This is a genomic window from Streptomyces sp. NBC_00258 (genome assembly GCF_036182465.1).
In the GTDB taxonomy this organism is placed as follows: Bacteria; Actinomycetota; Actinomycetes; order Streptomycetales; family Streptomycetaceae; genus Streptomyces.
On the sequence record NZ_CP108081.1, the window covers coordinates 455,137 to 478,486 of the forward strand.

The window sequence follows — 23,350 nt, forward strand, 5'->3', positions numbered from 1 at the left end:
GGGCCTGTCGTTACGGATGAGCGCACAGGTCTTGATTCTGCGTGTACTGCTGGCGGTACTGGCTCGGGGAGACGCCGTGGGCGCTGCGGAAGGCCCGGCTGAAGTGCGCGGGGCTGGTGAACCCCCACCGGGTGGCGATCGCGTGGATCGGACGGGCGATCAGCTGGGAGTCGGCGAGGTCGCGTCGGCACTGCTCCAGGCGGCGTTCGCGGATCCAGCCTGCGACGGTGCGCTCTTCCTGCTGGAACAGCTTGTGCAGGTAACGCAGGGAGATGTGGTGCGCGGCAGCGATGGTCTCCGGGGTCAGGTTCGGGTCGCCCAGGTTGTCCCGAATGAAGGCATGGATCTGAACCATCAGCGCGCGCCGCCTGGTGTGAGGCGGCACCGCGCTCTGAGAGTCCAGCGCGTCGGCAAGCACCGTGGTCAGCAAGTCGAGGGTCAGCGTGGACAGGCGGGCGGTGTCGGCCGGGCTGAGTTCGTCCATACGCTGGGCGAGGTGCAGCAGGAACTGGGACGAGAGCGCTCCGATGCCCTGCGTGCCGGGGATGCGAACGGCGCTCAGCCGCCGTAGATCCCGGTCGGGCAACGGCAGCAGCGAGCGCGGGAAGCGCAGGAGCAGCAGCTGGCTCGTAGGTATGTGCGGCGCGTGCTTGCCCAGGAAGGGACGTGAGGTGTCGAACAGCATCAAGTCGCCGACCCCCAGATCCGCGTGCTGGCCGTCCTGCGTCACCGTGGCGCCGCCACGCACGATGCAGCCCACCTTGAGCACTTCGGGATCGGCCTGGCGGATGAGCTTGGGCGAGCGGTGGACCGTGTGCGGCATCGTGGTCAACAGCGTCGCCTGCATCGCACCGAAATCGCTGATGCCGACCTGGGCCTTGAATCCGTTCTCCAGCTGCGGGTCGCAGCGTAAGTCGTAGGGCACCCAGAGCTTCGTGCTCACCTCGCGCCAGAACGCGAACCGCTCTCCCGCCGCGACCTCGGCAGTGCTGACCACGTCCATGAGCCCAGTGTTGTCGCGACAGGGTCGGGTCAGCATCACCCGAACAAGCCGAACACACCCCGCCACCGGGGCCGCACTCGTTCCTCCCGGAACTGACGGCCCAGACCTGAACCGGGCTCATGGCAGGGCCCACGATGGAAGCGGCGTGGAACACCAACCTTGCTGCGGCCCGCCAGTTCCACACCCGCGGAGGACACCTGCGGCCCACCCGCAAGCACGTCGAAATGATCAACGTGGGCGGTGGGGGGAGGGTGATCAGGAGGCCGTGAAGCTTGGGGCATGGCTCGACAACACCCGCAAGAGGGCCGCGAAGTTGAGTGCGAAGCGTCGTGCGCAGTTGGCCGGCCTCGGTCTGGAGTGGGCGGCACAGGAGGGGAGCGCGTGATGTGGAGTGCTGAGGATGTGGTCCGGGCTTCGGTCCGGCGGCAGAGCGAGGGTCTGAGCGTGGCGCAGGTCGCGGACAAGGTCGCGGAAGCACAGCGGCGGGAACGGGAGACCCGACACCAGCTGAACTCCCCTGCCGTCGACCGTGGCCCGTACGACAGTGACCCGGAGGACCTCGCGGAGCAGTGGGTGGCGCGGCATGCCGAGTGGCGTCGCGTCGCCGATTTGATGGACGCTCAGGGCTGGCCGGTCTACAGCCCGGAGCAGGACGTCCAGGGCAGCGCGTGGGCGCGGGAGCGCGACGCACAGCGCGAGGGCGCCCTCGCGCGACGTGCCGAGTGGCAGATGGAGCAGCAGGACGCGCGCGATGAGCTGAAAGCTCAGGTGTGGCTGTCTGCCGATGTGAGCCGCCGACTGCGCGCGATCGCCGCCCGCACCGGCCTTGAGCCGGAGCAGGTCCTTGCCCAACTCGCCGACCGGGTCCGCATGAACGACGACGGCGTCCTGGCGGTCGACGCTTTCACCCTGCACTGACCAGGCTGCCCGTGGCTATGTGCGTCGTTTTGACGCGAGATGCGGAGTCGCGCCTTCGCCCGTATTTTTCGGAAGTTTTTTGTTCGGACAGGTAGTCCGAACGCGAACAATGCAGAGCCGCTACACCTGGTGCGGACGATCCAGCTGACTCTTCGCATGGGTCAGCCAACTTCAAGGGGAGTACGAATGGTTCGCACGAAACTGGCCGCCGTCGCCACGGCTGGCACATTGGCCATCGGTAGTCTGATCGCCGGTGCCGGTACAGCATCTGCCAGTCACCACGGCATGCCTGATGCGGCGAAGCCCGCTTCGTCCGGCGACTGCCTGTACGTCCTCAACACCAGCGGGTATCGGACCACAGCAGCAAGGGCCGAAGCCTGCAACACCGGTGCATCAGACGTGTGGGGAGCCGTCATCTTCTGCACGATCGGGCTGCAGGAAACCGGCGTGCGCAGTTACGTCGCGGGGGTGGCATGCAACGCCGCCCAAGATTGATTGCTGTGTGACAGGGCTTCCAAGACTCCGGATGGACGACGACGGCGCCCTGGCGGTCGGCGCCTTCATCCCACGCTGACCGGCTGCCCCGCACGCGCGAGCTGGCGCGTGCGGGGCAGCGTCGGCGCTGCTTAAGGCTACGGCCTTTTGGGGCAGCCTCCGCTGCAGAGGGTGGTGAACTCTCCGGCTCCGGTGGGGAGCTGGGAGGCCTCCCAGGGCAGCGGCTTGGCGGGGGCGGTGCGGCCGGGCTCGGCTGCGGCGGCGCCGGATACGAAGCCCATGGTGAGTGCTACAGCGGCCAGCAGGCCAGCGGACAGGCGAGCAACAGTGCGCATGAGGCTTTTCCCCTGGCTTGGCGTCGGGCGGTCTGGTCAGGCCGCCGTTACGCCATCCTCGCTTTCCGGTCGGGCTCACCACCATCACATCGGCGGTGGTCGAAAGTGGCAGACGGGGTGTGGGCGGCAGTCGTCTGGGTAGTCGGGCTGTGCCTGCTCGGGGAAGGGCCGCCACGCCTGGGGAGGTTGAAGCGGCCCTTCTCCCTCCTTGTCGTCCGGCTGCTTTGCAGAGCCGGAGATCCGTCCGGTGGTGAGCACTGGGCTTGGGAGTGGTCAGGACTGTTCGGTGAAGCACAGCCAGGCGGGCCGTTGCAGGCCGGCCCGGCCGGTGTAGCCGAGGACTCGGATCGCGTACGCGAGCTGGACGTCCCAGCCGGCCTGCTGCTCCGGGGAGATGCCCGCCGCACCACAGTGTCCGCCGGACTCGACCTGCTGGCTGTAGGCGACCAGGAAGACCTCTTCACCGACGCAGGAGCCGCCGACCGCAGAGTGCACGTCGGGGCACCGGTCCTTGACCGTGAGCAGGACTTCGTCGATCCGTTCGGTCTCCTGGCTGGCGGAGCCGACGTGAACGCCGTAGGCGAAGAAGGCGGTGTTCGTGTCCACGTGAGACCTTTCGTCGCGGGGCCGGACTGACTCGGTTGCCGAGGGTGTTGCGTTGCGTAACGTAGTCCGGCCCCCACGATTCCGTGGGGGCCGGACGAAGGGCTTGCGAGATCAGCCGCTGACCACGCGGCTGTGCTGGCTGCCGGGCTCGGTCGGGAGCTTCTCGGCGATCTGCTGCTCCGCCGCAGCCTGGTTGGTGTCCACCGCGAATCGGCTGTACGTCTCGCCGGTCGGCTCGTACTCGACCTTCACCTGGTACGCCTGCTGATCAGCCATTCCTCTTCCTCCTTCATGCCTGCGGGAGTGTCCTTCCGTCTTGCGATACCTCCATCATTAGGCCTACGTGTAGGCCTGTCAATAGGCCTAGATGTAGATCTTTCTGTAGGGCTACGCGTTGCACTACAGTGTGGGTATGGCAAGAGACCACACGCCCTCACCCGAAGCCGCCGACACGTTCGCCCGCTACAAGGCCCACTATGAGGGCGAGCGCGAGCTGAAGCCCGAAATGCTGGAGTTCGCCGACCGTGAACTGAAGGCCGGAGCAACCGTCGGCCAACTCGCCGCCTGGACCGGACTCACACCTGAGGTGTTCCGCCGCCGTGCTCGCGCACTCGGGGTCGAACGGAAGAGGCCCCCGACCGTGGGCAGGCTTGCGGGGCCAACCGACCAGCACAACTAGCGCCACGTCCCTGCGCATCCCCGAAGCGCGGGCGTCGTTGGGCAGATCCAGCGCACCGCCTCCGCGTCGGTGTGCGTTGTGGGGGCCCGAAGCCTGCCCGGTCCCGGGCCCCCTACCTGGCAACTGCCCCGCACTCACGGACGGGCGGGTGCGGGGCAGCCTGCGCAATGCCGCCTGACGGCGCGAGACCGGCCGCGCTCAACGACCGGTCTCCACTGGCTTTCTGCCGGGCGTCCCGCCGAACCCGCCGACTGTCATCACCCACACGAGCGACACCGAGCCATGACCCGAGGGGACGCTTCGGTCGGCGGCCGGGTACGTTCGCCGTGGGTCCGTGCCGGACGGAACCGGCACGGGCCCAACCTCCTGCTGTCCCAGGCGCCAGCTCTTTGAGCGCGGCCCGTCTGCGCGTTTCTTCGGGTCCTGTCGGTCGTTGAAGCCCATGGTCAACGAAGTGCACACAGAGGGACCCCGGGATGTCATGGCAGGCACCGGGGGCTCGTGCTGTACCAGGACATCGCCTCGTGGCCTGCCACGCGGACGAGGTGAGGATGTGCCGGCGGCCGGGCTACTGCTTGGGGCGCCCGAAGAAAGCCTGGCGCAGCGTCATGGGTTGCTGCTGGAGGTCGGTGCGGCAGGTGGGGCAGTGGCGGCCGTCTTGTGGTGGCGCGTTGTCGTAGAGGATGCCTGGCTGGCCGGTGATCGGGAGTCCGCAGCGTTCGCACGGATCCGGTTCGGGCTCGGGTGCGAGAGCAGGTTCCTGTGTCCAGCGTTCACGCTGGACACCCCAGGCCTGCTGTTGTTCTACACGTTCCGCGCCGCGTTGTCGGCGGCGTGTTTCTTCACGTAGCGCCCATGCGTCGTGGTCTTTGGGGTTGGCGAGGGCGTCGGGGAGGGTCTCGAACTGGCCATGCCCGCAGCGCCTCCACACCGCTGCGTGCGGGCCGTCGGCCTGGAGGCGGTCGAGCGTGGTGAACAGGACGGGGATCGCGTCCGCGTAGTCGTAGTAGCCGTCCCGCTCCTCGCCCACCCCGTAAGTGCCGTGCCACCGGTAGGTGCCCGACCACACGTCCCTGCTCTGCTGGAGGACGGTGTTCATCCGGTTCTTCAGCCCTTCCGGGCCCATGCGGGTGCCGGGGTTGAACACCACGGCGACGGGCGGGTGGCCGTCCCGCCCGGTCGCCGCGTACCGGGAGCGCCACACCGGGAGCTCGAGGCCCTGCGTGGTCCTGGTCTTGAGGCGGAAGTAGGTGCGGTACTTCTCGAACTTCGCGGCCAGCCTCTCGGGAGTCTCCGTGCAGTTGTCGACCTCCACGAACAGCACCGGCAGGTCGGCTTCCGGGGCCTGGAGGACCGCATCAGCGCGCACGGCGGTGCGGGTGCCTCTGCTGCTGGGCAGATTCAGCGAGACCTCCGTCGACCAGGAGCCGACCAGGCCGATCCCCCGCAGCCCCACCACGTCTGCTTCCACGGCCACCGGCGGGGAGGGGGAATCGGTCCGCTGCCGGGGCACGGGACTGGTCGGTGTCGCGGGGGTGCGGGTGATCGCGATGATGGTCTCGTTGACCGCCATGGCGTGCGGGGCACCCGAACGGGCCGCGCCCCGCGCGGTGCCGCCCATCTGGTCCGCCGGCCTGCCGAGGGCTTCGGCGGCCGCGTCCAGACCCAACGGTGTCAGCGACCACAGCTTGTTGCCGTCCCGGCTGCTGCCCTCCGAGACCGTAATGCCGTGCCGGGCCAGATCCAACATGGCGTTGCGGAACGCCTAGTTGTCCTTGTGGCCCGGTGCCATCATCCGGTGGATCTGATCGGCGCTCGCCACCTTCAGCACCCCGAGCGCGGCCAGCACGTGCCCGCGCACCGCCGATGTGGATCCGTACGGATACGCCTTCGAACCACCCACCCCAGCCCGCCCCTTCCCTCGCTCACCCCATCGCGGCCCACGGGCGCCGCGGCGGACCAGCCGCGCCGGGCCGCAACCCACACACGCCGCCCCGAACCCTCTGATCACGACGCGCCCACCCTGCCACCTGCCACAGACAATCCATCCCCCAGCAAGCAGGTACAGGCAAGGAGAGAGAAGAGGGTTGTCGGGGTTCGTGGTCGGGGCCGACCACGAGGGCTGACCTGCGCAAAGCATGCGCAGCCTACTACGGGTGCCGGTAGGGGAGTTGGTAGGGGGATCGGTAGGGAGAACGGTAGGGGGATTGGAGGCTTGCCCGACAGCAAGCCTCCTCCGGCCCGGCCGGGGCCCCGCGGTGTGTTTCGGCAACTCGCTGCACCGGGCGGCCGCCCGGCTCCATGCTCTGGACGTGGCACTCTCACTGCGCAGGCGCGAGGCTCCCCGGGGCCGGTACACCCCCAACCTCTGGCCGGTCTGGCTCGTCGCCCCCGCGGCCCTGGTCCTCGCCCTGCTGCTCGGCTGGGGCATCTACCTGTTCGCCCACGACTACTTCGCGCAGGCGGCCGCCGACCAGAAACCGGCCAAGCCGGTCAACGTCAACGACGTCCTCAAAGCCACCGTCACCGCGCTGACCCTGGTCGGTGCCGTCCTCGCCGGCCTCTACGCCTACCGCAAACAACTCCTCTCCGAGGGCGACGCCCACCGCGCCGACGCCAGCCAGCTCGCCGACCGGTACACCACCGCCGCCGAACAACTCGGCCACGACCAGGCTGCCGTACGCCTCGCCGGCGTCTACGCCCTCGCCCGCCTCGCCGACGACTGGGAAGAACAACGCCAAGTCTGCATCGACGTACTGTGCGCCTACCTCCGCATGCCCTACCAACCCGACCCGGCAGAAGCCGGACACAAGGCCGGTGAGCGGGAAGTCCGCTGGACGATCATCCGCGTCATCCGCGACCACCTGCGCAACCCCGTCGCCTCCACCGCCTGGTGCACCTACTCCCTCGACTTCACCGGCGCGACCTTCGACGGCGGCGACCTGTCGCACAGCCACTTCCTCGACACGGTCGACTTCGACGGCGCGGTGTTCTCCGGCGGCACGGTCGACTTCGGCGACGCGAGGTTCTCCGGCGACACAGTCACCTTCTTCGGCGGCGCGGAGTTCTCCGGCGGCACAGTCAACTTCGGCGGCGCGGAGTTCTCCGGCGGCACAGTCATCTTCTTCGGCGCGAGGTTCTCCGGCGGCACGGTCAACTTCGGCGGCGCGACGATCTCCGACGGCACGGTCGACTTCGACCGCGCGACAATCTCCGACGGCACGGTCGACTTCAAACGCGCGACGATCTCCGACGGCTGGGTCAACTTCGACCGCGCGACGTTCTCCGGCGGCACGGTCGACTTCAACCGCGCGAGGTTCTCCGGCGGCACGGTCGACTTCAGCGACGCGAGGTTCTCCGGCGGCACGGTCAACTTCAGCGACGCGGAGTTCTCCGACGGCACGATCGACTTCAACCGCGCGGAGTTCTCCGGCGGCACGATCGACTTCAGCGACGCGACAAACCCCGGCGGCACGGTCGACTTCAGCGACGCGGCGTTCCGCGGAACCGTGTTCTCGTGGGGTCCGTTCCCGGTCCCGGCAGGTGCCTAGGCCGTACGGGCACAGGCTCAACGGACCGACTGCCGGAATGCGCTGATCGCGGTGCGCACCTCCTGAGCCTGGTACCACTCCGCGCCATACTCGCCAGCGGGGGTACGCCAGGACCGCACCAGACTCTCTGCGGTGTCCGCTACCGCCTCCGGTACCGCGAAGACGCGATGGAGCGGGACCAGAGGACGGCGCGGGAGGATGTCATCGCGCACGAGGCGGACCGTGGCGTAGGACCAGCCGGTGTCCTCATCCCAGTGGAACCGGACGCCTCCCGGGCCGGCGGTGCGACTGACGTCCCAGCTCAGCTCCATCGACATGACGTCGCCATGCGCGCGCCCGGCCCGATCGATACAGACCGCACCCGGCGGGATCCCCCGCCCGGTGAGCGCCTCGTCGACGGCCTGGAGGTAAGGCCAGTGCGGCAGCCCCTGGGCACAGCCCGGCCAGCCGGGCGGATCAAGCAGCATCCCTCTCACCTCCACCTGCGGGCCGGAAACCCGGTCATGAGACACGCAGGAACGTGGCGGCCGGGCCGATCGCACCGGGCCCGAACTTCGCGCGGATCCGATCGCTGACAGCCTCAGCGACCAGACGATCCTCCCGCGCCTGGTCCAGGCTGATCTGCTGGGCAACCTGGTCGGCGTCGACCAGGTCCTCGCCCTTGAGGACCAGCCCGGTCAGGCGGCCGCGCTGCAGACCCGCAGCATCGACGATGCGATACGCCAGGGTTCGCAAGTCGTCGTCATGCGCCGAAGCCTCCGGCAGACGACGCGTCTTCTCCCACGACGTCCCGCCGGCGAACCGCAGTGTCAGGGTCAGGCCGCGGGCCACCTGGCCGCGCTGGCGCAGCTGGTGGGCGAGCTGCACGACCAGGTCCAGCAGGGCCGCGCGGACCAGCGCGCCGTCCAGGGTCTGTTGGGCGAAGGCGTGGCGCACGGTCAGGGTGGCGGGCAGCGCACGTGGGGCGACGGGGCGCGGGTCGATGCCGCGGGCCCGGTCGGCGGCCATCCGCCCAGCACGCCCGCCGAGCAGGCGCTGCACAGTGCCCGGCGGGACCGCGGCAAGCAGGCCCACGCAGTGCACGCCGAACTCCCGCAGCGCCGCCGCCTGCTTCGGACCGATGCCGTGCAAGGCTTCGACGGGCAGCGGACCCAGCCAGTCGACGAAATGGTCGGGGTCGATGGCGAGGACGCCGCCGGGGGCATCGATCTGGCCGGAGGCCGTGGCCGCGACCACGATCGTCGGGCCGATCCCCACGCGCACGTCGACACCCAGACGAGAGAGGGCCCGTATCCGCAGCACCTCCCCCAAGTGCCGGGTACTGGTGCCGTGGTAGCGCAGGGCGCCCTTCAGCTGCACCAGGGCTGCGGACGGTGGCAGCGCCTGAACGACCGGGGAAAACTCCGTGAGCAGTTCCAGGACTTGCCGGAAGGCCTCTTCCGGCAGGCGGTCGGGGCAGCGCACATGCAGCACACTCGACACCCGCTGATCTCCCGACACCGCTTCCGCCGCCATGGCACCCACCTCCACTACACTCACCTTATAGAACTAGTATTCGAACATGCGAGAGATGCAGGCCCCACAGTCGAAGATCCCCCGGGACGGACCATGCTGGACGACCTGCCCCCTGACCTGGGACGACTGCACGCACTGAGGGTCTGGCATGCCATGTGGCTGCAGCGCATCGACGACAAGATCGCCGCCCTTCAGAAGCGGGAAGCCGAACGGGAACGCGGGCAGCGGGCCCGGCCTGCGGAGCCGGAGTGGATCGTCGAACTCGGCATCGGCGACGGACGGCCGCCCGCCGAGGTCCACGTGGGCGGCTGCTACGCCGCAGGCAAACGACGGCGCCCGGTCGGCCGGGACGAAGCCCGCCGGCTCCTCGCTTCAGGAGTGCGGGCCTGCAGCCATTGCCAGCCCGACACCGCCCTGGACATCCTCGACTTACCCACCCGCACCGCCCTCTCCGCTACGGCGCACTGACCGGCCCCCTCCGGTCACGTTCGCTGCACCGCACTCGCCCCTCCCCAGAACAGGCTGCCTCTGATGACCAGTAGCGCTTTCCCGCCGCCGATCAGCGAGCCGGACCCGTCCACTTTCACCTGTTCCAGCAGCATGGTCGGGCCCTGCTCCGGCTGCCAGCGCAGCACCCACAAGTACGGCAGCGGAGGCCTGCCCCTGTGCCACTGGTGCATGACCACCGCCCGGGAGAGCTGGGGTACCGGCGTCCGTTTCAACAACACCCGTACACCGGCGAGCTGACCGGCCGGGCTTGCGTGCCCGGGCTTCCACACGGTCGGGTGAAGAGGCCCGGACCGGAGAACTTCTGCGAGCTCCGACACGTCATGCCGTGCATGGGGCCGATCAACGAAACGCATGTGGCAGAGCCGGGACTGGCCGTGGTCGAGGTCATCGCCGCGGACGACGACACCGCGCTCGCCGTCCAGCAGCTGCTCGCCACACGGTGGGCCACCGCGACAGCGGACCGTACAACCCGCGAGCCCGGACAGCCGGGCGTACGGCTGCGCTGCTACCTGGACGTACGCCAGGAACTCACGCCGTAGCACCGGTCGCGCGGCCAGCGAGGGGCGGCAACGCGCTGACCTGCCATGGACGGGTCCATGGTCGGGGTACAGGGCGCCGTGGTCGGGGCGCGCTGCGCAGCCCCACGCGAAACAGCCGCCGCACGGGACGGATCCCGGGCGGCGGCTGCGACGAAGAGCGTGGTCGTGAAGGGCGGTCGCCTACGCGGCGGAACGCTCCATGAGGCTTCAGCCGAACGATCGTCCTCATGGGCTATAGGTGAGGCCCGGGGACACTGTCCCCTCCACAACCACGCCTGGTGTAACCAGCGCGCTCCTGCGGATGTTCCCGGCACAGGCATCCGCTGCGACGGGGCAGCAGCGTTTGAGCACACGCCCGCAACCTGCGATTCCGTCGGGCCCATTGGCCAACAACCGCTGAAGGTCACAGCTCCCGCTGCGAAGGAGCCGGCAGCAGCCGTGCCGACGGCTTCGGAAGCCGCGTCCGCGTGATGGATAGCCGTCACGCTGTGACGCGTACTGCAACGGTCGTTCGGAAGCGTCACGGGCCATCATCCGCGGCTTCACGGCGCATCCTCCAGGCCCTCGTACGGCACTTCGGCGAGCAGTACACCGAATCCGTGCGCTTGCGTACCGAGACGGACAGCCCGCACGCCGGACACCGCCCCTGCCCCCACACGATCCCGCCCCTGATCAGATCCAAGCTCAGGCCGACGACTCGCCGGTAGATCTCGTCATGACGCTGGACCCGTCGCCAGTGACGACTCCGGCAGACCGAATCGCAGTACCGCCGGCTCGGACCCGCATCCTTGGGCAGCGGCGTCCGGCACTGCGCGCACCGCCGCTGAGGCTTCCGTGACACACCGCCAGCGTCCCGCCCGGACCGGGGCTCCGGAAGAGCACACACCCCCGGTCGTTCACGAAACCGTGCCAGCAGGTGCTCACGGAACCCGCCAGAACACGTCGCCGATTGGCTCTGCGGACCTTCCGCATGCAGGCCCTCCTCAGCGCAGTTCGTCGCCGTACGCGTCCGCGTCCGTGTCCGGGTGCCCGCTGCGCAAGTCGTAGATCAGGATTGCCAGCTCATTCACCGCGGCCCGGGCTTCTTTCCTGTCCAGACCCGCATCGATGACCTCCAGCGCCGCGGCTGCCGACACCCTCACCGGCCGGGGCAGGCCGTCATAGGCAGCAAGCCGGTAAGCGACCGTCCGGCGCGCTTGGCGTTCCTGCGCACTGGTCCCGCCGTCGATGAGCGGGAAGACCGCAGCCTCGTACAGCGTGATCCCCGTCAAAGCCGTATCCGCCGTCCCCTGCGCATGCCCATCACCCAGGACAGCGCGGACCGTAGCCGCCACCCGCAGGCCGGCCAGAGCCAGCGTGATCCTCACTGCCGCAAGAATCCCCACCGTCGCCACCACGGCTCCCGCCAGAGAACCCAGCCGGCCACCCAGCTGGAATCCGGCGTAGGACCCCATGCCCGCCGTGCACGTCACCGACAAGGCGAGCGCCGCGTACAAGAGCGCAGAGGGCGAGATTTTCATGCCCAGCAGTATGCACACCGGCAAGGCCCGTCCCGTCCGGGCAAGGGCCGTCCACGGATGCGGCCGACACCGTGGACGGGGATAAATGCCGTCGCCAGGGCGACGACCGGTGGCGGCATACAACCACTCGGCTGACCACGCCCGCAGCTGCCCGGGAGCGTGGAAGGCATCCCAGATGACGTGGACTCTGCCGGAGCCGATGCTCACCGGCGCGGTACGCAGCCCCGCCCTGCCGGCGTCGTCGGCCGCGGAGCCGAAGTGGGACGGATTCCGGGCCGCCCTCTCCGTCGACGACGGCCAGGTGGTGCTGCGCTCACGCCGCGGCACCCAGATGGCGCCCGCATTTCCTGAGGTCGTGGCCGGGGCCGCGCAGCTGCCGGACACCACCGCCCTGGACGGCGAACTCATCGTGTGGGACGCCGCCGGGCGTCTCGCGTTCGAGCAGCTGCAGAACCGGCTGCACCGCCGCGGCCCCGCAGCTCTCCAGGCCGCCGCGCAGCAGCCGGCGCACTTCGTCTTCCCTGTCAAGTTCAGCGTGTTGAGCTCGGTCGCTGGGTGAGTCGCTCGCTGCGGCAGCCGCGTCGGCTGGGGTTTGGCACGGCGCACCCGGGTGCCGTCGGAGGCGGCCCGGGCGAGGTCGAACAGGTGCTGGGTCTCGGCTTCGTCCATGCGTAGGGCGTGGCGAGTGAGCGCAGGACGCTCTTGGAGACGCCGCGCAGGTTCCCGCGTTTCATCCGCGTGTAGCAAGCGGCGCTCACGCCGGCGAGCTGGGAGACCTCCTCGCGGCGCAGCCCGGGGAGCGGCGCTCACCGTCAAAGACCCTCCCACCGGTTTCCTTGGGGCTGAGGCGTCCTGGAGCGTATTGGTTGGTCGGCTGCCTCAGGCGCCGCTGTTGCTGGTCGGCTTCCAGGGGGTATCGATGTCCGGAGCCGGGCGGAGGGTATTCCTCTGCACTCTGGTGGCGACTCGTCCGGAAGCTTCGTCGGCTTGCGCGGTCCCGTTCCAGTGATCCGCATGCCGGGCGGGGAGTTATCCAGCGGACAACCCCTCTGACCTGCGGCTCCGCCCAACCGGAAGGGGCTGGCGCTGGGGGTTACTGCTGTGAGGGGTAATGACAGGGTCTCTCAGTTGGGGGGCGGCGAACCTACCCTGACCTCATGGACAACCGCGCCGAAATCAGTGCGTTTCTGAAGTCTCGCCGTGACAAGATCACGCCCGAGCAGGCCGGTCTGCCCGTGTACGGCCAACGCCGGGTGCCGGGGCTTCGCAGGAACGAGGTCGCGACGCTCGCCGGCGTCAGCGTCGAGTACTACACGCGTCTGGAGCGCGGCAATCTCAGCGGTGTCTCCGACAGCGTCCTGGAGGCGCTGGCCCAGGCTCTGCGGCTCGACGACACGGAGCGCACGCACTTGTACGACCTGGCCCGAGCGGCGAACACGACGCCCGCCCGGGTGCGGCGCCGGACTGCCCGGCCGGCTGTGCGGCCCAGCGTGCAGCGCATCGTTGACGGGATGCCGGGCATGCCGGCGTTCGTGAAGAACCACCGGTTCGACATTCTGGTCGCCAATCCGCTCGGTCGCGCACTGTTCTCGGAGATGTACGCCGATCCGGTCTGTGGGGCGAACACCGTGCGGTTCGTGTTCCTCAGCCCCGCGGCCCGGCGGTTCTACGTCGACTGGGAACGCATCGCCAGGGGCGCTGTGGGTGCGCTGCGGATCGAGGCGGGCAAGAACCCGTACGACCGCGAGTTGTCGAACTTGATCGGTGAGCTGTCGACCCGCAGCGACGCCTTCCGCGTGATGTGGGGCGCCCACGACGTGCACGTCTTCCATGAGGGGACGAAACGCCTCAGGCATCCGGTCGTGGGCGAGCTGGAGCTGAACTTCGAATCGATGAACCTGCCGGACGGGTCGGGGCTGGTGGTGGCGTTGTACAACGCGGCCCCTGGCTCCGCGGCCGCGGACGCGCTGAAGCTGTTGGCGAGCTGGTCCGCCACGGCTGAGGCCGCGGATGTGCAGGCCGCCGAGGCGGACTCCGAGAACTGAACCGGCGTCTACGGCCCCGCCTGCTCCGGCTGCCGTCGGCAGCAAGGGCGGGGCTTTGGCCTGCGCATATGCCGCTGGGGGTCCCTGCTGTTACCCCTCACAGCGGAGACTCCCTCATCGTGTCCGTTCCCGGTTGCATGGTCAGTGCCCCGCTTTGGGGCCGACCGGTATCGAACCTCGTATCGGTCCGTCTCCGCTCATGCAAGGACCACCATGACTGGCAAGAGCACGATGATCACGCTGAACAACGGCGTGCGGATGCCCGCGCTCGGCCTCGGCGTCTTCCAGAGCCCACCGGAGGAGACCGCCACCGCGGTCACGACCGCGCTCCAGCACGGCTACCGACTGATCGACACCGCCGCCGTCTACGGCAACGAGAAGGAGGTCGGCGAGGGCATCGTCGCCTCCGGCGTCGACCGCGGCGAGGTCTTCGTGACCACCAAGCTGTGGCTCTCGGACTTCGGCCACGATGCGACCCTGCGTGCCTTCGACGCCAGCCTGGGCAGGCTGGGCCTGGACTACCTGGACCTGTACCTGCTGCACTTCCCGTACACGTCCGCGTTCGACTCCACGGTCGCCGCGTACAAGGCTGCACAGAAGCTGCTGGCCGATGGGCGGGTGCGGGCGATCGGCGTCTCCAACTTCAGCCCCGAGCGTCTGGACGACCTGATCGTGCGCACCGACGTCGTACCGGCGGTCAACCAGGTCGAGCTGCACCCGTACTTCATCCAGCGCGAGCTGCGCGAGGCGCATACCGGCCTCGGCATCGTCACCCAGGCGTGGTCGCCTCTCGGCGCGGTGAACCTGTATTGGCCCGAGGCCCCGCACGCGGGCAAGAGCCCGCTGCAGGACCCGGTCATCACTGAGATCGCCGCCAAGTACGGCAAGACCCCCGCCCAGATCGTGCTGCGCTGGCACATCGAGCACGGCCTGTCCGCGATCCCGAAGTCCGTCACGCCGCACCGCATCGCGGAGAACATCGGCATCTTCGACTTCGCGCTCACCGCCGACGAGAGGGCCGCCGTCGATGCCCTCGACACCGGCCTGCGTGGCGGTCCCGACCCGGACAGCATCAAGGCCGACTCCTTCGGCTGACCCCGCGCCGGCGCCCGGCCGCTCCCGCGACCCGGCCCCCCTGTTTCACCCCCACATTCAGCAAAGGCTCTACCTCCGCATGTCTTCTCACCGAGAAAAGCCCGCCAGGCTGCCGTTCGTCGTCCCGCTGCTGGCCCTCGGCACCTTCGTGATGGTCACCAGCGAGTTCATCATCGCGGCTCTCCTGCCCGAGGTGTCCGCCGACCTCGGCGTCAGCATCTCCACGGCCGGCCTGCTGATCACGGCGTTCGCGGTCGGCATGATCGTGGGCGCTCCCACGATCTCGATCGCCACGCTGCGCCTGCCCAGGCGTTTCACCCTGGTCCTGGCGCTTGCCGTGTTCGCCGTCGGCCACGTGATCGCCGCACTCAGCTCCTCCTTCCCCATCGTGCTCGCGGCCCGTGTGATCATCGCGCTGGCCACCGGTACCTTCATCGCCGTCGGCTCGGTCGTGGCCACCTCCGCCGCGGGACCGGCCGCCGCCTCCCGCGCCATGGGCGTGATGATGAGCGGCATGAGCCTGGCCATCGTGGCCGGTGTGCCGCTGGGCTCCTGGGTCGGTCAGGCGATCGGCTGGCGCGGCACGTTCTGGGCGCTGGCTGCCCTCGCGGGCGTGGCTGCCCTGGTCATCGGCCGGTTCATCCCCGCCGCGGAACGCGCCGAGGTGACCCCCTCCGTCCGCTCCCAGCTTGCCGTCCTGCGCCATGGCCGTATGTGGCTGGTCCTTGCCGCCACTGCGCTCGTCACGGGTGGCTTCATGGCCGCGTACAGCTACATCTCTCCGCTGCTCACCGAGCGGACCGGAATCTCCGAAGGAGCCGTACCGCTCGTCCTGATCGGCTTCGGCATCGGTGCTCTGCTGGGCACGAACATCACCGGCCGCCTCGGCGACCGCAAGCCGCTGGCCACGTTCATCACCACCTCCGTCGCCTCGGTGCTGGTGCTGCTCCTGCTGATCCCGCTGTCCACCAGCCCCGTGGCGACCGTCGTCCTGGTGGTGCTCCTGGGTGTGACGGGCCTGGGCATCACATCGATCGCCACCCCGCTGGCCGTGCGCTTCGGACACTCCTCGCCTGCCCTCGCCGCTGCCTTGACGGTGTCGGCCTTCAACGCGGGGATCGCCCTCGTCTCCTGGCTGGCGGGCTCGACCTTGGACACCTCCCTGGGCGTGACCGGACCGGAGGTGGTCGGCGCGGTCATGGCCGGCCTGGGCCTGATTCCCCTGCTCGTCCTCGCCGCGATACGCGCCACGCGCACCGCCGTGCCTCAGGTGTCCCTGCCTGCGGCGGACGAGGAGACCTCGCACGAGGCTCAGGCCCACCGCGTGACGGCCTGACTCCGGGACACCACGGGGTGTTCCTGCAACGAGCCCAGCAATTCGATTGATTCCGTTTTGTAACGGATCAACCACATAGAAAGGATGAAACGCCATGGCTGAAGAACAGACCGCCGCCCAGAAGCTGCTCGGCGACTTCGCCCCCGAACTGGTCCGGCTCACCGACGACGTCCTGTTCGGCGAGGTGTGGGCGAGCGAGGGCCTGTCCCAGCGGGACCGCAGCCTGATCACCGTTGCCACCCTGGTCGCCCTCTACCGCGCCGACCAGCTTGCCTTTCACCTGCCGAAGGCGCTGGAGAACGGGGTGACGAAGGACGAGCTGGTCGAGGCCATCACCCACATCGCGTTTTACGCCGGCTGGCCCAATGCGATGTCCGCGATCACCCAGCTGAAGAACCTCGTCGAGGGCGCCGACGCGAGCTGACCCCGCGCCGACCCGTCGGAAGCAACACCCCATGCGACGACGCGGACTGACCACACGTCTGGCACACCTCACGACCATCAGGACCCACACCGGCCAGGGCGTTGTCGTCGCTCCTGGACAATCGAAAGGAGAACGAAATGAAGAAGCGTGTACTGGGAAACAGCGGCCTCGAAGTGTCGTCGATCGGGCTCGGCTGCATGGGAATGACCTTCGGCTACGGCCAGGCCGCGGACCCCGGTGAGGCCATCAAGCTGATCCGGACGGCCGCCGAGCGCGGTGTGACGCTCTTCGACACCGCGGAGGGGTACGGAGAGGCGAACGAAAGGCTGGTGGGCGAGGCCCTGGCGCCGGTGCGCGACCAGGTCTCCATCGCCACGAAGTTCGGGTTCAAGGACGGCAACCCCACGGCGGGGCTGGACAGCCGGCCGGAGCGGATCCGGCTGGTCGCCGAGCAGTCCCTGCAGCGTCTGCAGACCGACCGCATCGATCTGTTCTACCAGCACCGGGTGGACCCCGACGTGCCGATCGAAGAGGTCGCCGGCACGGTCCGGGATCTCATCCAGGAAGGCAAGGTCAAGCACTTCGGCCTGTCCGAAGCTGGTGCGGACGTCATCCGCAGGGCCCACGCGGTCCAGCCGGTCACGGCCCTGCAGAGCGAGTACTCGCTGTGGTGGCGCGAGCCCGAGGAGACCATCCTGCCGACCCTGGAAGAACTGGGCATCGGCTTCGTGCCGTTCAGCCCGCTCGGCAAGGGCTTTTTGACCGGCGCGATCAGTCAGGACACGAAGTTCGAGGCCAACGACATCCGTAACGTGCTGCCGCGCTTCGAGGAAGAGGCGCGTGAGGCCAACCTCGCCCTGATCGCGCTGCTGGGTGAGATCGCGGACGCCAAGCAGGCGACCCGGGCTCAGACCGCCATCGCGTGGCTGCTGGCGCAGAAGCCGTGGATCGCACCGATCCCGGGCACGACGAAGCTGCACCGCCTCGAAGAGAACATCGGCGCCGACAACGTGGAACTGACCTCCGAGGACCTCAAGCGCATCGAAGAGGCCGTTGCCCAGGTGCAGATCAAGGGCGAGCGGTACACCGCAGCGCAGCAGAAGACCATCAACCGGTAAGTCACCGGCCTCCATCGGCCCGTTCCTGACGAAGCGTCGTTCGAGGCGCTTCGTCAGGAAGGCCCTGCCCATCAGGAGAAGTTCACATGGACTCGCAGGCACTCAAGGGGCGTATCGCCCTGGTCACCGGCGGCACGACCGGACTCGGCTTCGGCGCCGCCAAGCGCCTGATCGAAGAGGGAGCCACCGTCTACATCACAGGCCGGCGCCAGGACGTGCTCGGCGCCGCCGCGGAGAAGCTCGGCCCGTCCGCCACCGGGATCCGGGCCGACGTCACCAGCAAAGCCGACATGCTGCACGTCGCCGAAACGATCAAGGCGGCGCACGGACGCCTCGACATACTGTTCGCCAACGCGGGTGGCGGACACGCCACGCCCCTCGCCGAGCTGACCGAGGAGCAGATCGACAGCGAGCTCGGCATCAACATCAAGGGTGTCGTCCTCACGGTACAGAGCGTGCTGGACGTCCTGCGCGACGGCGCGTCCATCGTCCTCAACGCGTCGATCACCGCCGACATGGGGCTGCCCGGGTTCGCCGTCTACGCGTCGTCGAAGGCGGCCGTACGCTCCCTCGCCCGCAGTTGGACGACGGACCTCAAGGACCGTGGGATCCGGGTCAACTCGATCAGCCCCGGGGTGGTTCCCACCGAGGGCTACAGCCACGAACAGAAGCTGAGCGACGAGGACATTGCCGCCTACGTCGAGCGCGTCGCGAAGGAGATCCCGGCGGGACGCGTGGGGACGGCCGAGGACATCGGTGACGCCCTCGTCTTCCTCGCCTCGGACACCAGCCGCTACATCACGGGCGTCGACCTCGTCGTGGACGGCGGCATGACCCGCGTCTACGCCGGCCAGAACTGACGGAGGAATCCACATGAGCACGGTCAAGTCGGCGGAGCGCCACATCATCTGCGAGGTACGCGGCAAGGCGGCCCACCGCGCCAGGGTCGAGGAGCTTCTGCTGGAGCTCGTGGGCCCCGCGCGGGCGGAGGCCGGATGCCTCTACTACGACCTCTACCAGCAGTCGGACGAGCCCGACACCTTCTACATCGTCGATGGCTGGGCTTCGGCCGAAGCCGTCACGGAACACGCCGAGCACCCGAACGTGACGAAGGTCGTGGAGCAGTTGCTCCCGCTGCTCGAAGTACCCCTCAAGGTCACCACCAGCAATCGGGTCAGCGACCCGGACTGACAACTGGTCGGGGTCCGAACCCGTCAGGAAAGACTCATGGCTCGCATCTTCATCACCGGTTCCACCGACGGCCTCGGCCTGATGGCCGCCCAACTGCTGTTTCGGCAGGGCCACACGGTGGCACTCCACGCACGCAACGACACCCGGGCCCGTGACGCACACGCCGCGCTCCCGGACAACGCCGGCGTCGCCGTCGGTGACCTCTCCAGCATCGCCCAGACCCGCGATGTGGCCACCCAGGTCAACGACTTGGGCACCTTCGACGCGGTCATCCACAACGCAGGCGTCGGCTACTACGGGCGAGGACGGGTGGAGACCGAGGACGGCCTCTCGAACGTCTTCGCGGTCAACGTGCTGGCGCCCTACCTCCTCACCGCGCTGATCACCCCGCCCCGACGGCTCGTCTACCTCAGCTCCGGCATGCACCACAGCGGCGACACCACCCTGCGGGACCCGCAGTGGGCGAGGCGGCCGTGGCAGGGCTCCCAGGCGTACTCGGAGTCGAAGTTCCACGTCACCGCTCTCATGCTCGCCGTCGCCAGGAAATGGCCCGAGGTGCTCTCCAACGCCGTCGACCCGGGCTGGGTCGCCACGAAGATGGGCGGCAGCGGCGCCACCGACGACCTGCGGCTGGCTCCGGTGACCCAGGCATGGCTGGCGGCCGACGACGACGCCGAGGCGCTGGTCACCGGCCGCTACTTCCACCACCAGCAGCCCCGCCCTCCGCACCCGGCGACGCAGTCGCCCGAGGTGCAGGACCGGCTGCTGGCTTACTGCGCCAACCTCACCAAGATCGAGCTGCCGACAGCGGTCTCAGCCGACTGAGCCCGCGCCCCCCTCCACATCCGCACACCTTGATGGGAGCGAACCATGACCGGAACCAACCCACTCATCATCACCCTGAACAACGGCGTCCAGATCCCCGCCCTGGGACTCGGCGTCTACCAGAGCGCCCCCGAGGAGACCACCGACGCGGTTGTGACCGCGCTGCACGACGGCTACCGACTGATCGACACCGCCGCCGCCTACTTCAACGAGCGGGAGGTCGGCGAGGGGATCGCCCGCTCCCACGTGGACCGTTCCGAGATCTTCGTGACGACCAAGGTGTGGATCAGCGACTACGGCTACGACTCCGCGCTGCGAGCCTTCGACGTGAGTCTGCGCAAGCTGGGCCTCGAGCAGCTCGACCTGTGGCTGCTGCACCAGCCGCTGCCGTCCGACTTCGAGAAGACGATCTCGGCGTACAAAGCGGCGGAGAAACTGCTCGCGGAGGGGCGCGTCCGTGCGATCGGCGTGTCGAACCAGACGCCCAAGCAGCTCGACGAACTCATCGCCCGCACCGACATCGTCCCGGCCGTCAACCAGATTCAGGTGCACCCCTACTACACGCAGTCCGAGTGGCGGGCGGCGAACGAAAGCCACGGCATCCTGACCCAGTCGTGGTCGCCCATCGGCGGCTCCTACGTGTACCGAGGCGCCGAGACGAACCCTCTTGAGGACCCCGTCATCACGGCCCTGGCCGACAAGTACGCGAAGACGTCGGCGCAGATCGTGCTGCGCTGGCACCTCGACCACGGCTTCTGCGCGATCCCGAAGTCCGTGAAGGCCCATCGCATCGCCGAGAACTTCGACGTCTTCGACTTCGCCCTGACCCTCGACGAGGTGGCCGCGATCGACGCCCTCGACACCGGCGTACGCGGCGGACCCGATCCGGACTCACTCGACCTGCAGAACGCCGGCTTCCCGATCCCCGACTAGCCAGGGGCTCCCCAGCCGATCAGGCATGTCGTCAGCGCCGCTGACGCCCCACTCCGGTCGGGCTTGCGGCGCCGACGGAAAGGACGAAAGAGCGCAATGACCACGAAAGACATATCCATGAAGAAGCCATTCAAGCTCGCGGCGATCTCCGCGACCGCAGCCGTCATCGTCTCGGCACCGTACGCGTCCGCCGCGACCGGACACGCGGCCGCGCGGCCCGCCGTCACCCACGTGAAGACCGTGGCCGCATTCGACTTCGCCACCGGCGACGTGCCCGAGAACATCACCGTCGCCCCGGACAACTCACTGACCGTCTCGATGGTGGGCACGCCCGCGGGTGAACGGCCGGCACTGGTGCGGATCGCACCGTCCGGGCACCGCACGGTGCTGGTCACCGGGCAGAAGGGCGACGGAATCACCGGCAACACCCGCGGCCACGACGGCACCGTCTACTACAACGTGTGGTCCTCCGACGCCTCCCGGAACGGGGTGTGGAAGCTGGCGCCCGGCGGCACTCCTCACCGCATCGCGGCCCTGCCTGCGGGCGGAGTCCCCAACGGTCTGGCCATCGATCCGGCCGGGCGCACCTTGTACGTCGCCGACAGCCAGAAGGGCACCGTCTGGGCCGTACCGGTCGCCGGCGGTCCCGCGACCGCGTGGCTGGTCGACCCCGCCCTCGCGATCGAGGCGTCCGCGCCCGTGCCGTACGGCGCGAACGGACTCCGCTTCCACAACGGCGCCGTATGGGTCTCCAACCTCAGCAAGGGCACCCTGCTGCGGATCCCCGTCACCGCCACCGGAACTCCGGGCCGGATCCACACGGTCGCCGACGGCCTCACTGGCATCGATGACTTCAACTTCCTCAGCGAGCGCTCCAACGTCGTGTTCGCCGCGCTGAACACACAGAACAAGATCGCGGTCGTCTACCCGAACGGCACCACCAGGACCGTGTTGACCGCCTCGGACGGCCTCGCCTCGCCCACCGCCACCGCGGTGCGCGGGAAGCGGCTGTACATCACCGACGGCGGACTCAACGAGCCCCATGACGCGCAAGTGCAGAGCGGGAAGATCGACCTCGGCGCGCTGCTCTCACACTGAGCGTCCGGCAGTTCCCAGTGGTGCAAAGGGCGTGGCCTGCAGGGATGCCACCTGGGGGTCCCTGCAGGTACCCCTCACAACCGAGACTCCCACGTCATCGCCATTGCCGGTTGCATGGTCAGTGCCCCACTTCCGCGAGGGACGGGACACAACTGGCTTGAGCCCGGTGATCACGCTGGACAGCACCGCCGCGATGTCCACCCCGAGCCTCGGCGCCTGCCACAGCGCGTCGGCCCAGACCAACACCGTGACGACTACGTGAGGAGAACAACAGAATGACCACAGCTATGCGCGACGTGCCCCGTTTCGGGAACCGGGACGATCGCCAGGGCGCCGCCATCGTCGTCGGTGCATCTCTCGCTGGTCTGATGACCGCGTTGGCCCTGTCGCACGCCGGAGTCGACGTGACGATGCTGGAGCGATCGGGGGCCGCCCCTCGGGCTCGGAAGGGGGCTGCTCTCGGCGGGGTGAGTGAGGGCCTCCTCAGCAGAATCACGGGATCCCGTCACTCCCAGAGCGGTTCGGCGCCACTGAGTTCAGTGGCCCCCGGTGTGCAGAGCTGGATGGCGGTCCACGCTAGGCTCCGGACGGCCGTCGACGCCGACCCCTATATCGAGCTGCGCCCCCACACGATCGTACGGAGCGTCGACCAGGACGCGGATTCCGCGTGGGTGATCACCTTGGACCAGCAGACGTTCCGAGGCGATGTCGTGATCGGGGCGGATGGCCACGGAAGCGTCGTGCGCGTCGGCGTCGCGCCCGACAAGCCCGACGCGACGTTCGCCGGCTACCTGATCTGGCTCGGCCTCACCAACGAGTCCTCGCTCACCCCCTCACGCCGCCTGCCACGGGACGTCGACATCCTCAGCGGCGGAGAGGACTATCTGCTCGGCTACCCACTGCCCGGCCCCGACGGTTCCGTCGCCCCGGGCTCCCGCCAGGTCGGCTGGGCCTGGTACGACGCGAGCCACAATGATCTCCTACGCGAAACGGGCAGTGTTGTCGGCAACGTCGTGCGACGGTCGCTCACCTCCACCGACATACCGGAGGCGACCTTCCGCGAGCTCGCGGACAAAGCCGAGGACCTGTGGCCCTCGCCCTGGCGCGAGGCCATCCGTGATTGCATCGAGCGGCGTGCCGTCATCGGCACCCCCATCGCCGAGTACGTCCCCGACAAACTCGTCAACGGGCGTCTTGCCCTCGTGGGAGATGCCGCGCATGTGCCGACCCCGATGACCGGCTCGGGCTTCAGCGCATCGCTCCACGACGCCGAGGCCGTCGCCGAAGCCGTTGCTGTGGGCGTGCGTGGATCGACGGTGGAGCAGGCCCTCACAGGGTACGAAAGGAAGCGGCTCGGCAACGTCCGCGGCATGGTCCAGTCGGGCCAGCAGTTCAGCCGCTCCTTCACCGGTCGAGCCGCCTGACCTCATCCCGGGCGCCGGCGTACCACTTGGAATCGAATCCACACCGTCACCAGCAGCCTCACCGGCGTCGACGACTCCGACGTGGAGCTGGCCCCCGCCCTACCAGCTGAGGGAACTCAAGGCCGATGGGTCGGGACTCTCCGCGAATGCCGGGTGTACGTACCGACGTGGACGGGTTGAAGCCAAGGTC

The 23,350-nt window shown here is 68.8% G+C and carries 28 protein-coding genes and 1 pseudogene; 20 read left to right on the top strand and 9 right to left on the bottom strand.

The window, feature by feature from the left end; all coding sequences use genetic code 11:
* Window positions 1-10: 10 nt before the first annotated feature.
* Window positions 11-1,003: a helix-turn-helix domain-containing protein gene (locus OG718_RS01945; protein ID WP_328842955.1), complete on the bottom strand. Its 993-nt coding sequence runs from the start codon at window positions 1,001-1,003 to the stop codon at window positions 11-13.
* A 384-nt stretch (window positions 1,004-1,387) separates the two neighbouring features.
* Here OG718_RS01945 and OG718_RS01950 point away from each other — a divergent pair, with 384 nt between their 5' ends.
* Window positions 1,388-1,921: a hypothetical protein gene (locus tag OG718_RS01950; protein WP_328842956.1), complete on the top strand. Its 534-nt coding sequence runs from the start codon at window positions 1,388-1,390 to the stop codon at window positions 1,919-1,921.
* A gap of 186 nt (window positions 1,922-2,107) precedes the next feature.
* Window positions 2,108-2,416 carry a hypothetical protein gene (locus OG718_RS01955; protein ID WP_328842957.1) on the top strand — a complete coding sequence of 103 codons (309 nt, stop codon included), beginning with the start codon at window positions 2,108-2,110 and terminating at the stop codon, window positions 2,414-2,416.
* 137 nt (window positions 2,417-2,553) lie between these two features.
* Here the strand turns inward: OG718_RS01955 and OG718_RS01960 are convergent, their stop codons facing one another.
* The 3 genes from OG718_RS01960 to OG718_RS01970 form a co-directional block, all read right to left on the bottom strand.
* Window positions 2,554-2,751 (bottom strand): hypothetical protein, encoded by a 198-nt coding sequence (locus tag OG718_RS01960; RefSeq protein WP_328842958.1) that lies wholly within the window; start codon window positions 2,749-2,751, stop codon window positions 2,554-2,556.
* A gap of 273 nt (window positions 2,752-3,024) precedes the next feature.
* The gene (locus OG718_RS01965; RefSeq protein ID WP_328842959.1) at window positions 3,025-3,357 is read right to left on the bottom strand and encodes a hypothetical protein; all 333 of its coding nucleotides are present in this window, start codon (window positions 3,355-3,357) and stop codon (window positions 3,025-3,027) included.
* A gap of 111 nt (window positions 3,358-3,468) precedes the next feature.
* Window positions 3,469-3,633: a hypothetical protein gene (locus tag OG718_RS01970; RefSeq protein ID WP_328842960.1), complete on the bottom strand. Its 165-nt coding sequence runs from the start codon at window positions 3,631-3,633 to the stop codon at window positions 3,469-3,471.
* A gap of 136 nt (window positions 3,634-3,769) precedes the next feature.
* On the opposite strand from OG718_RS01970, the gene OG718_RS01975 reads away from it, so the two are divergent.
* Complete coding sequence (locus OG718_RS01975; protein WP_328842961.1) at window positions 3,770-4,036, top strand: hypothetical protein; 267 nt, start codon at window positions 3,770-3,772, stop codon at window positions 4,034-4,036.
* A gap of 568 nt (window positions 4,037-4,604) precedes the next feature.
* Here the strand turns inward: OG718_RS01975 and OG718_RS01980 are convergent.
* Complete coding sequence (locus OG718_RS01980; protein WP_328842962.1) at window positions 4,605-5,786, bottom strand: replication-relaxation family protein; 1,182 nt, start codon at window positions 5,784-5,786, stop codon at window positions 4,605-4,607.
* A 15-nt stretch (window positions 5,787-5,801) separates the two neighbouring features.
* The gene (locus OG718_RS01985) at window positions 5,802-5,939 is read right to left on the bottom strand and encodes a hypothetical protein (RefSeq protein WP_328842963.1); all 138 of its coding nucleotides are present in this window, start codon (window positions 5,937-5,939) and stop codon (window positions 5,802-5,804) included.
* A gap of 409 nt (window positions 5,940-6,348) precedes the next feature.
* On the opposite strand from OG718_RS01985, the gene OG718_RS01990 reads away from it, so the two are divergent.
* Window positions 6,349-7,587 carry a pentapeptide repeat-containing protein gene (locus tag OG718_RS01990; RefSeq protein ID WP_328842964.1) on the top strand — a complete coding sequence of 413 codons (1,239 nt, stop codon included), beginning with the start codon at window positions 6,349-6,351 and terminating at the stop codon, window positions 7,585-7,587.
* A 17-nt stretch (window positions 7,588-7,604) separates the two neighbouring features.
* Here the strand turns inward: OG718_RS01990 and OG718_RS01995 are convergent, their stop codons facing one another.
* Together OG718_RS01995 and OG718_RS02000 are read right to left on the bottom strand one after the other, a co-directional pair.
* Window positions 7,605-8,054 (bottom strand): DUF6292 family protein, encoded by a 450-nt coding sequence (locus OG718_RS01995; protein ID WP_143644539.1) that lies wholly within the window; start codon window positions 8,052-8,054, stop codon window positions 7,605-7,607.
* A 34-nt stretch (window positions 8,055-8,088) separates the two neighbouring features.
* Window positions 8,089-9,102, bottom strand: coding sequence for a DNA polymerase Y family protein (locus OG718_RS02000; RefSeq protein WP_328842965.1), 1,014 nt, complete (start codon window positions 9,100-9,102; stop codon window positions 8,089-8,091).
* Window positions 9,103-9,195: 93 nt separating this feature from the next.
* Between OG718_RS02000 and OG718_RS02005 the strand changes: the two genes are divergently transcribed.
* From OG718_RS02005 to OG718_RS02015, 3 genes are all read left to right on the top strand, one after another.
* Window positions 9,196-9,570 (top strand): DUF6233 domain-containing protein, encoded by a 375-nt coding sequence (locus tag OG718_RS02005; RefSeq protein WP_328842966.1) that lies wholly within the window; start codon window positions 9,196-9,198, stop codon window positions 9,568-9,570.
* A 63-nt stretch (window positions 9,571-9,633) separates the two neighbouring features.
* Window positions 9,634-9,849, top strand: coding sequence for a hypothetical protein (locus OG718_RS02010; RefSeq protein ID WP_328842967.1), 216 nt, complete (start codon window positions 9,634-9,636; stop codon window positions 9,847-9,849).
* Window positions 9,850-9,941: 92 nt separating this feature from the next.
* A complete protein-coding gene (locus tag OG718_RS02015) occupies window positions 9,942-10,151 on the top strand; it encodes a DUF6207 family protein (protein ID WP_307517276.1) in 210 nt (69 codons plus the stop codon).
* A 983-nt stretch (window positions 10,152-11,134) separates the two neighbouring features.
* Here OG718_RS02015 and OG718_RS02020 read toward each other — a convergent pair.
* Entirely contained in the window at window positions 11,135-11,671 is a 537-nt protein-coding gene (locus OG718_RS02020) for a hypothetical protein (RefSeq protein ID WP_328842968.1), read from the bottom strand.
* 175 nt (window positions 11,672-11,846) lie between these two features.
* Between OG718_RS02020 and OG718_RS02025 the strand changes: the two genes are divergently transcribed.
* The 13 genes and pseudogenes from OG718_RS02025 (at window position 11,847) to OG718_RS02085 (ending at window position 23,160) form a co-directional block, all read left to right on the top strand.
* Entirely contained in the window at window positions 11,847-12,230 is a 384-nt protein-coding gene (locus tag OG718_RS02025; RefSeq protein ID WP_328842969.1) for an ATP-dependent DNA ligase, read from the top strand.
* A 598-nt stretch (window positions 12,231-12,828) separates the two neighbouring features.
* Window positions 12,829-13,716 (top strand): helix-turn-helix transcriptional regulator, encoded by an 888-nt coding sequence (locus OG718_RS02030; RefSeq protein WP_328842970.1) that lies wholly within the window; start codon window positions 12,829-12,831, stop codon window positions 13,714-13,716.
* Between the two features lie 213 nt (window positions 13,717-13,929).
* Window positions 13,930-14,811, top strand: coding sequence for an aldo/keto reductase (locus tag OG718_RS02035; protein ID WP_328842971.1), 882 nt, complete (start codon window positions 13,930-13,932; stop codon window positions 14,809-14,811).
* Between the two features lie 79 nt (window positions 14,812-14,890).
* Window positions 14,891-16,147 (top strand): MFS transporter, encoded by a 1,257-nt coding sequence (locus OG718_RS02040; RefSeq protein WP_328842972.1) that lies wholly within the window; start codon window positions 14,891-14,893, stop codon window positions 16,145-16,147.
* Window positions 16,148-16,241: 94 nt separating this feature from the next.
* A complete protein-coding gene (locus OG718_RS02045; RefSeq protein ID WP_328842973.1) occupies window positions 16,242-16,571 on the top strand; it encodes a carboxymuconolactone decarboxylase family protein in 330 nt (109 codons plus the stop codon).
* A 137-nt stretch (window positions 16,572-16,708) separates the two neighbouring features.
* The gene (locus OG718_RS02050) at window positions 16,709-17,689 is read left to right on the top strand and encodes an aldo/keto reductase (protein WP_328842974.1); all 981 of its coding nucleotides are present in this window, start codon (window positions 16,709-16,711) and stop codon (window positions 17,687-17,689) included.
* Between the two features lie 86 nt (window positions 17,690-17,775).
* A complete protein-coding gene (locus OG718_RS02055; RefSeq protein WP_328842975.1) occupies window positions 17,776-18,549 on the top strand; it encodes an SDR family oxidoreductase in 774 nt (257 codons plus the stop codon).
* A gap of 13 nt (window positions 18,550-18,562) precedes the next feature.
* The gene (locus tag OG718_RS02060; protein WP_328842976.1) at window positions 18,563-18,880 is read left to right on the top strand and encodes a putative quinol monooxygenase; all 318 of its coding nucleotides are present in this window, start codon (window positions 18,563-18,565) and stop codon (window positions 18,878-18,880) included.
* A 36-nt stretch (window positions 18,881-18,916) separates the two neighbouring features.
* Window positions 18,917-19,705: an SDR family NAD(P)-dependent oxidoreductase gene (locus tag OG718_RS02065; protein ID WP_328842977.1), complete on the top strand. Its 789-nt coding sequence runs from the start codon at window positions 18,917-18,919 to the stop codon at window positions 19,703-19,705.
* 45 nt (window positions 19,706-19,750) lie between these two features.
* On the top strand, window positions 19,751-20,638 hold the full coding sequence (locus OG718_RS02070) for an aldo/keto reductase (protein ID WP_328842978.1): 888 nt from the start codon (window positions 19,751-19,753) through the stop codon (window positions 20,636-20,638).
* 117 nt (window positions 20,639-20,755) lie between these two features.
* Window positions 20,756-21,736, top strand: a complete 981-nt coding sequence (locus tag OG718_RS02075) for an SMP-30/gluconolactonase/LRE family protein (protein WP_328842979.1) — start codon at window positions 20,756-20,758, stop codon at window positions 21,734-21,736.
* Window positions 21,737-22,023: 287 nt separating this feature from the next.
* A pseudogene (locus tag OG718_RS02080) lies at window positions 22,024-22,179 on the top strand (FAD-dependent monooxygenase); the annotation flags it as partial.
* A 120-nt stretch (window positions 22,180-22,299) separates the two neighbouring features.
* Window positions 22,300-23,160 (top strand): FAD-dependent monooxygenase, encoded by an 861-nt coding sequence (locus tag OG718_RS02085; RefSeq protein WP_328847663.1) that lies wholly within the window; start codon window positions 22,300-22,302, stop codon window positions 23,158-23,160.
* Window positions 23,161-23,350 lie beyond the last annotated feature (190 nt).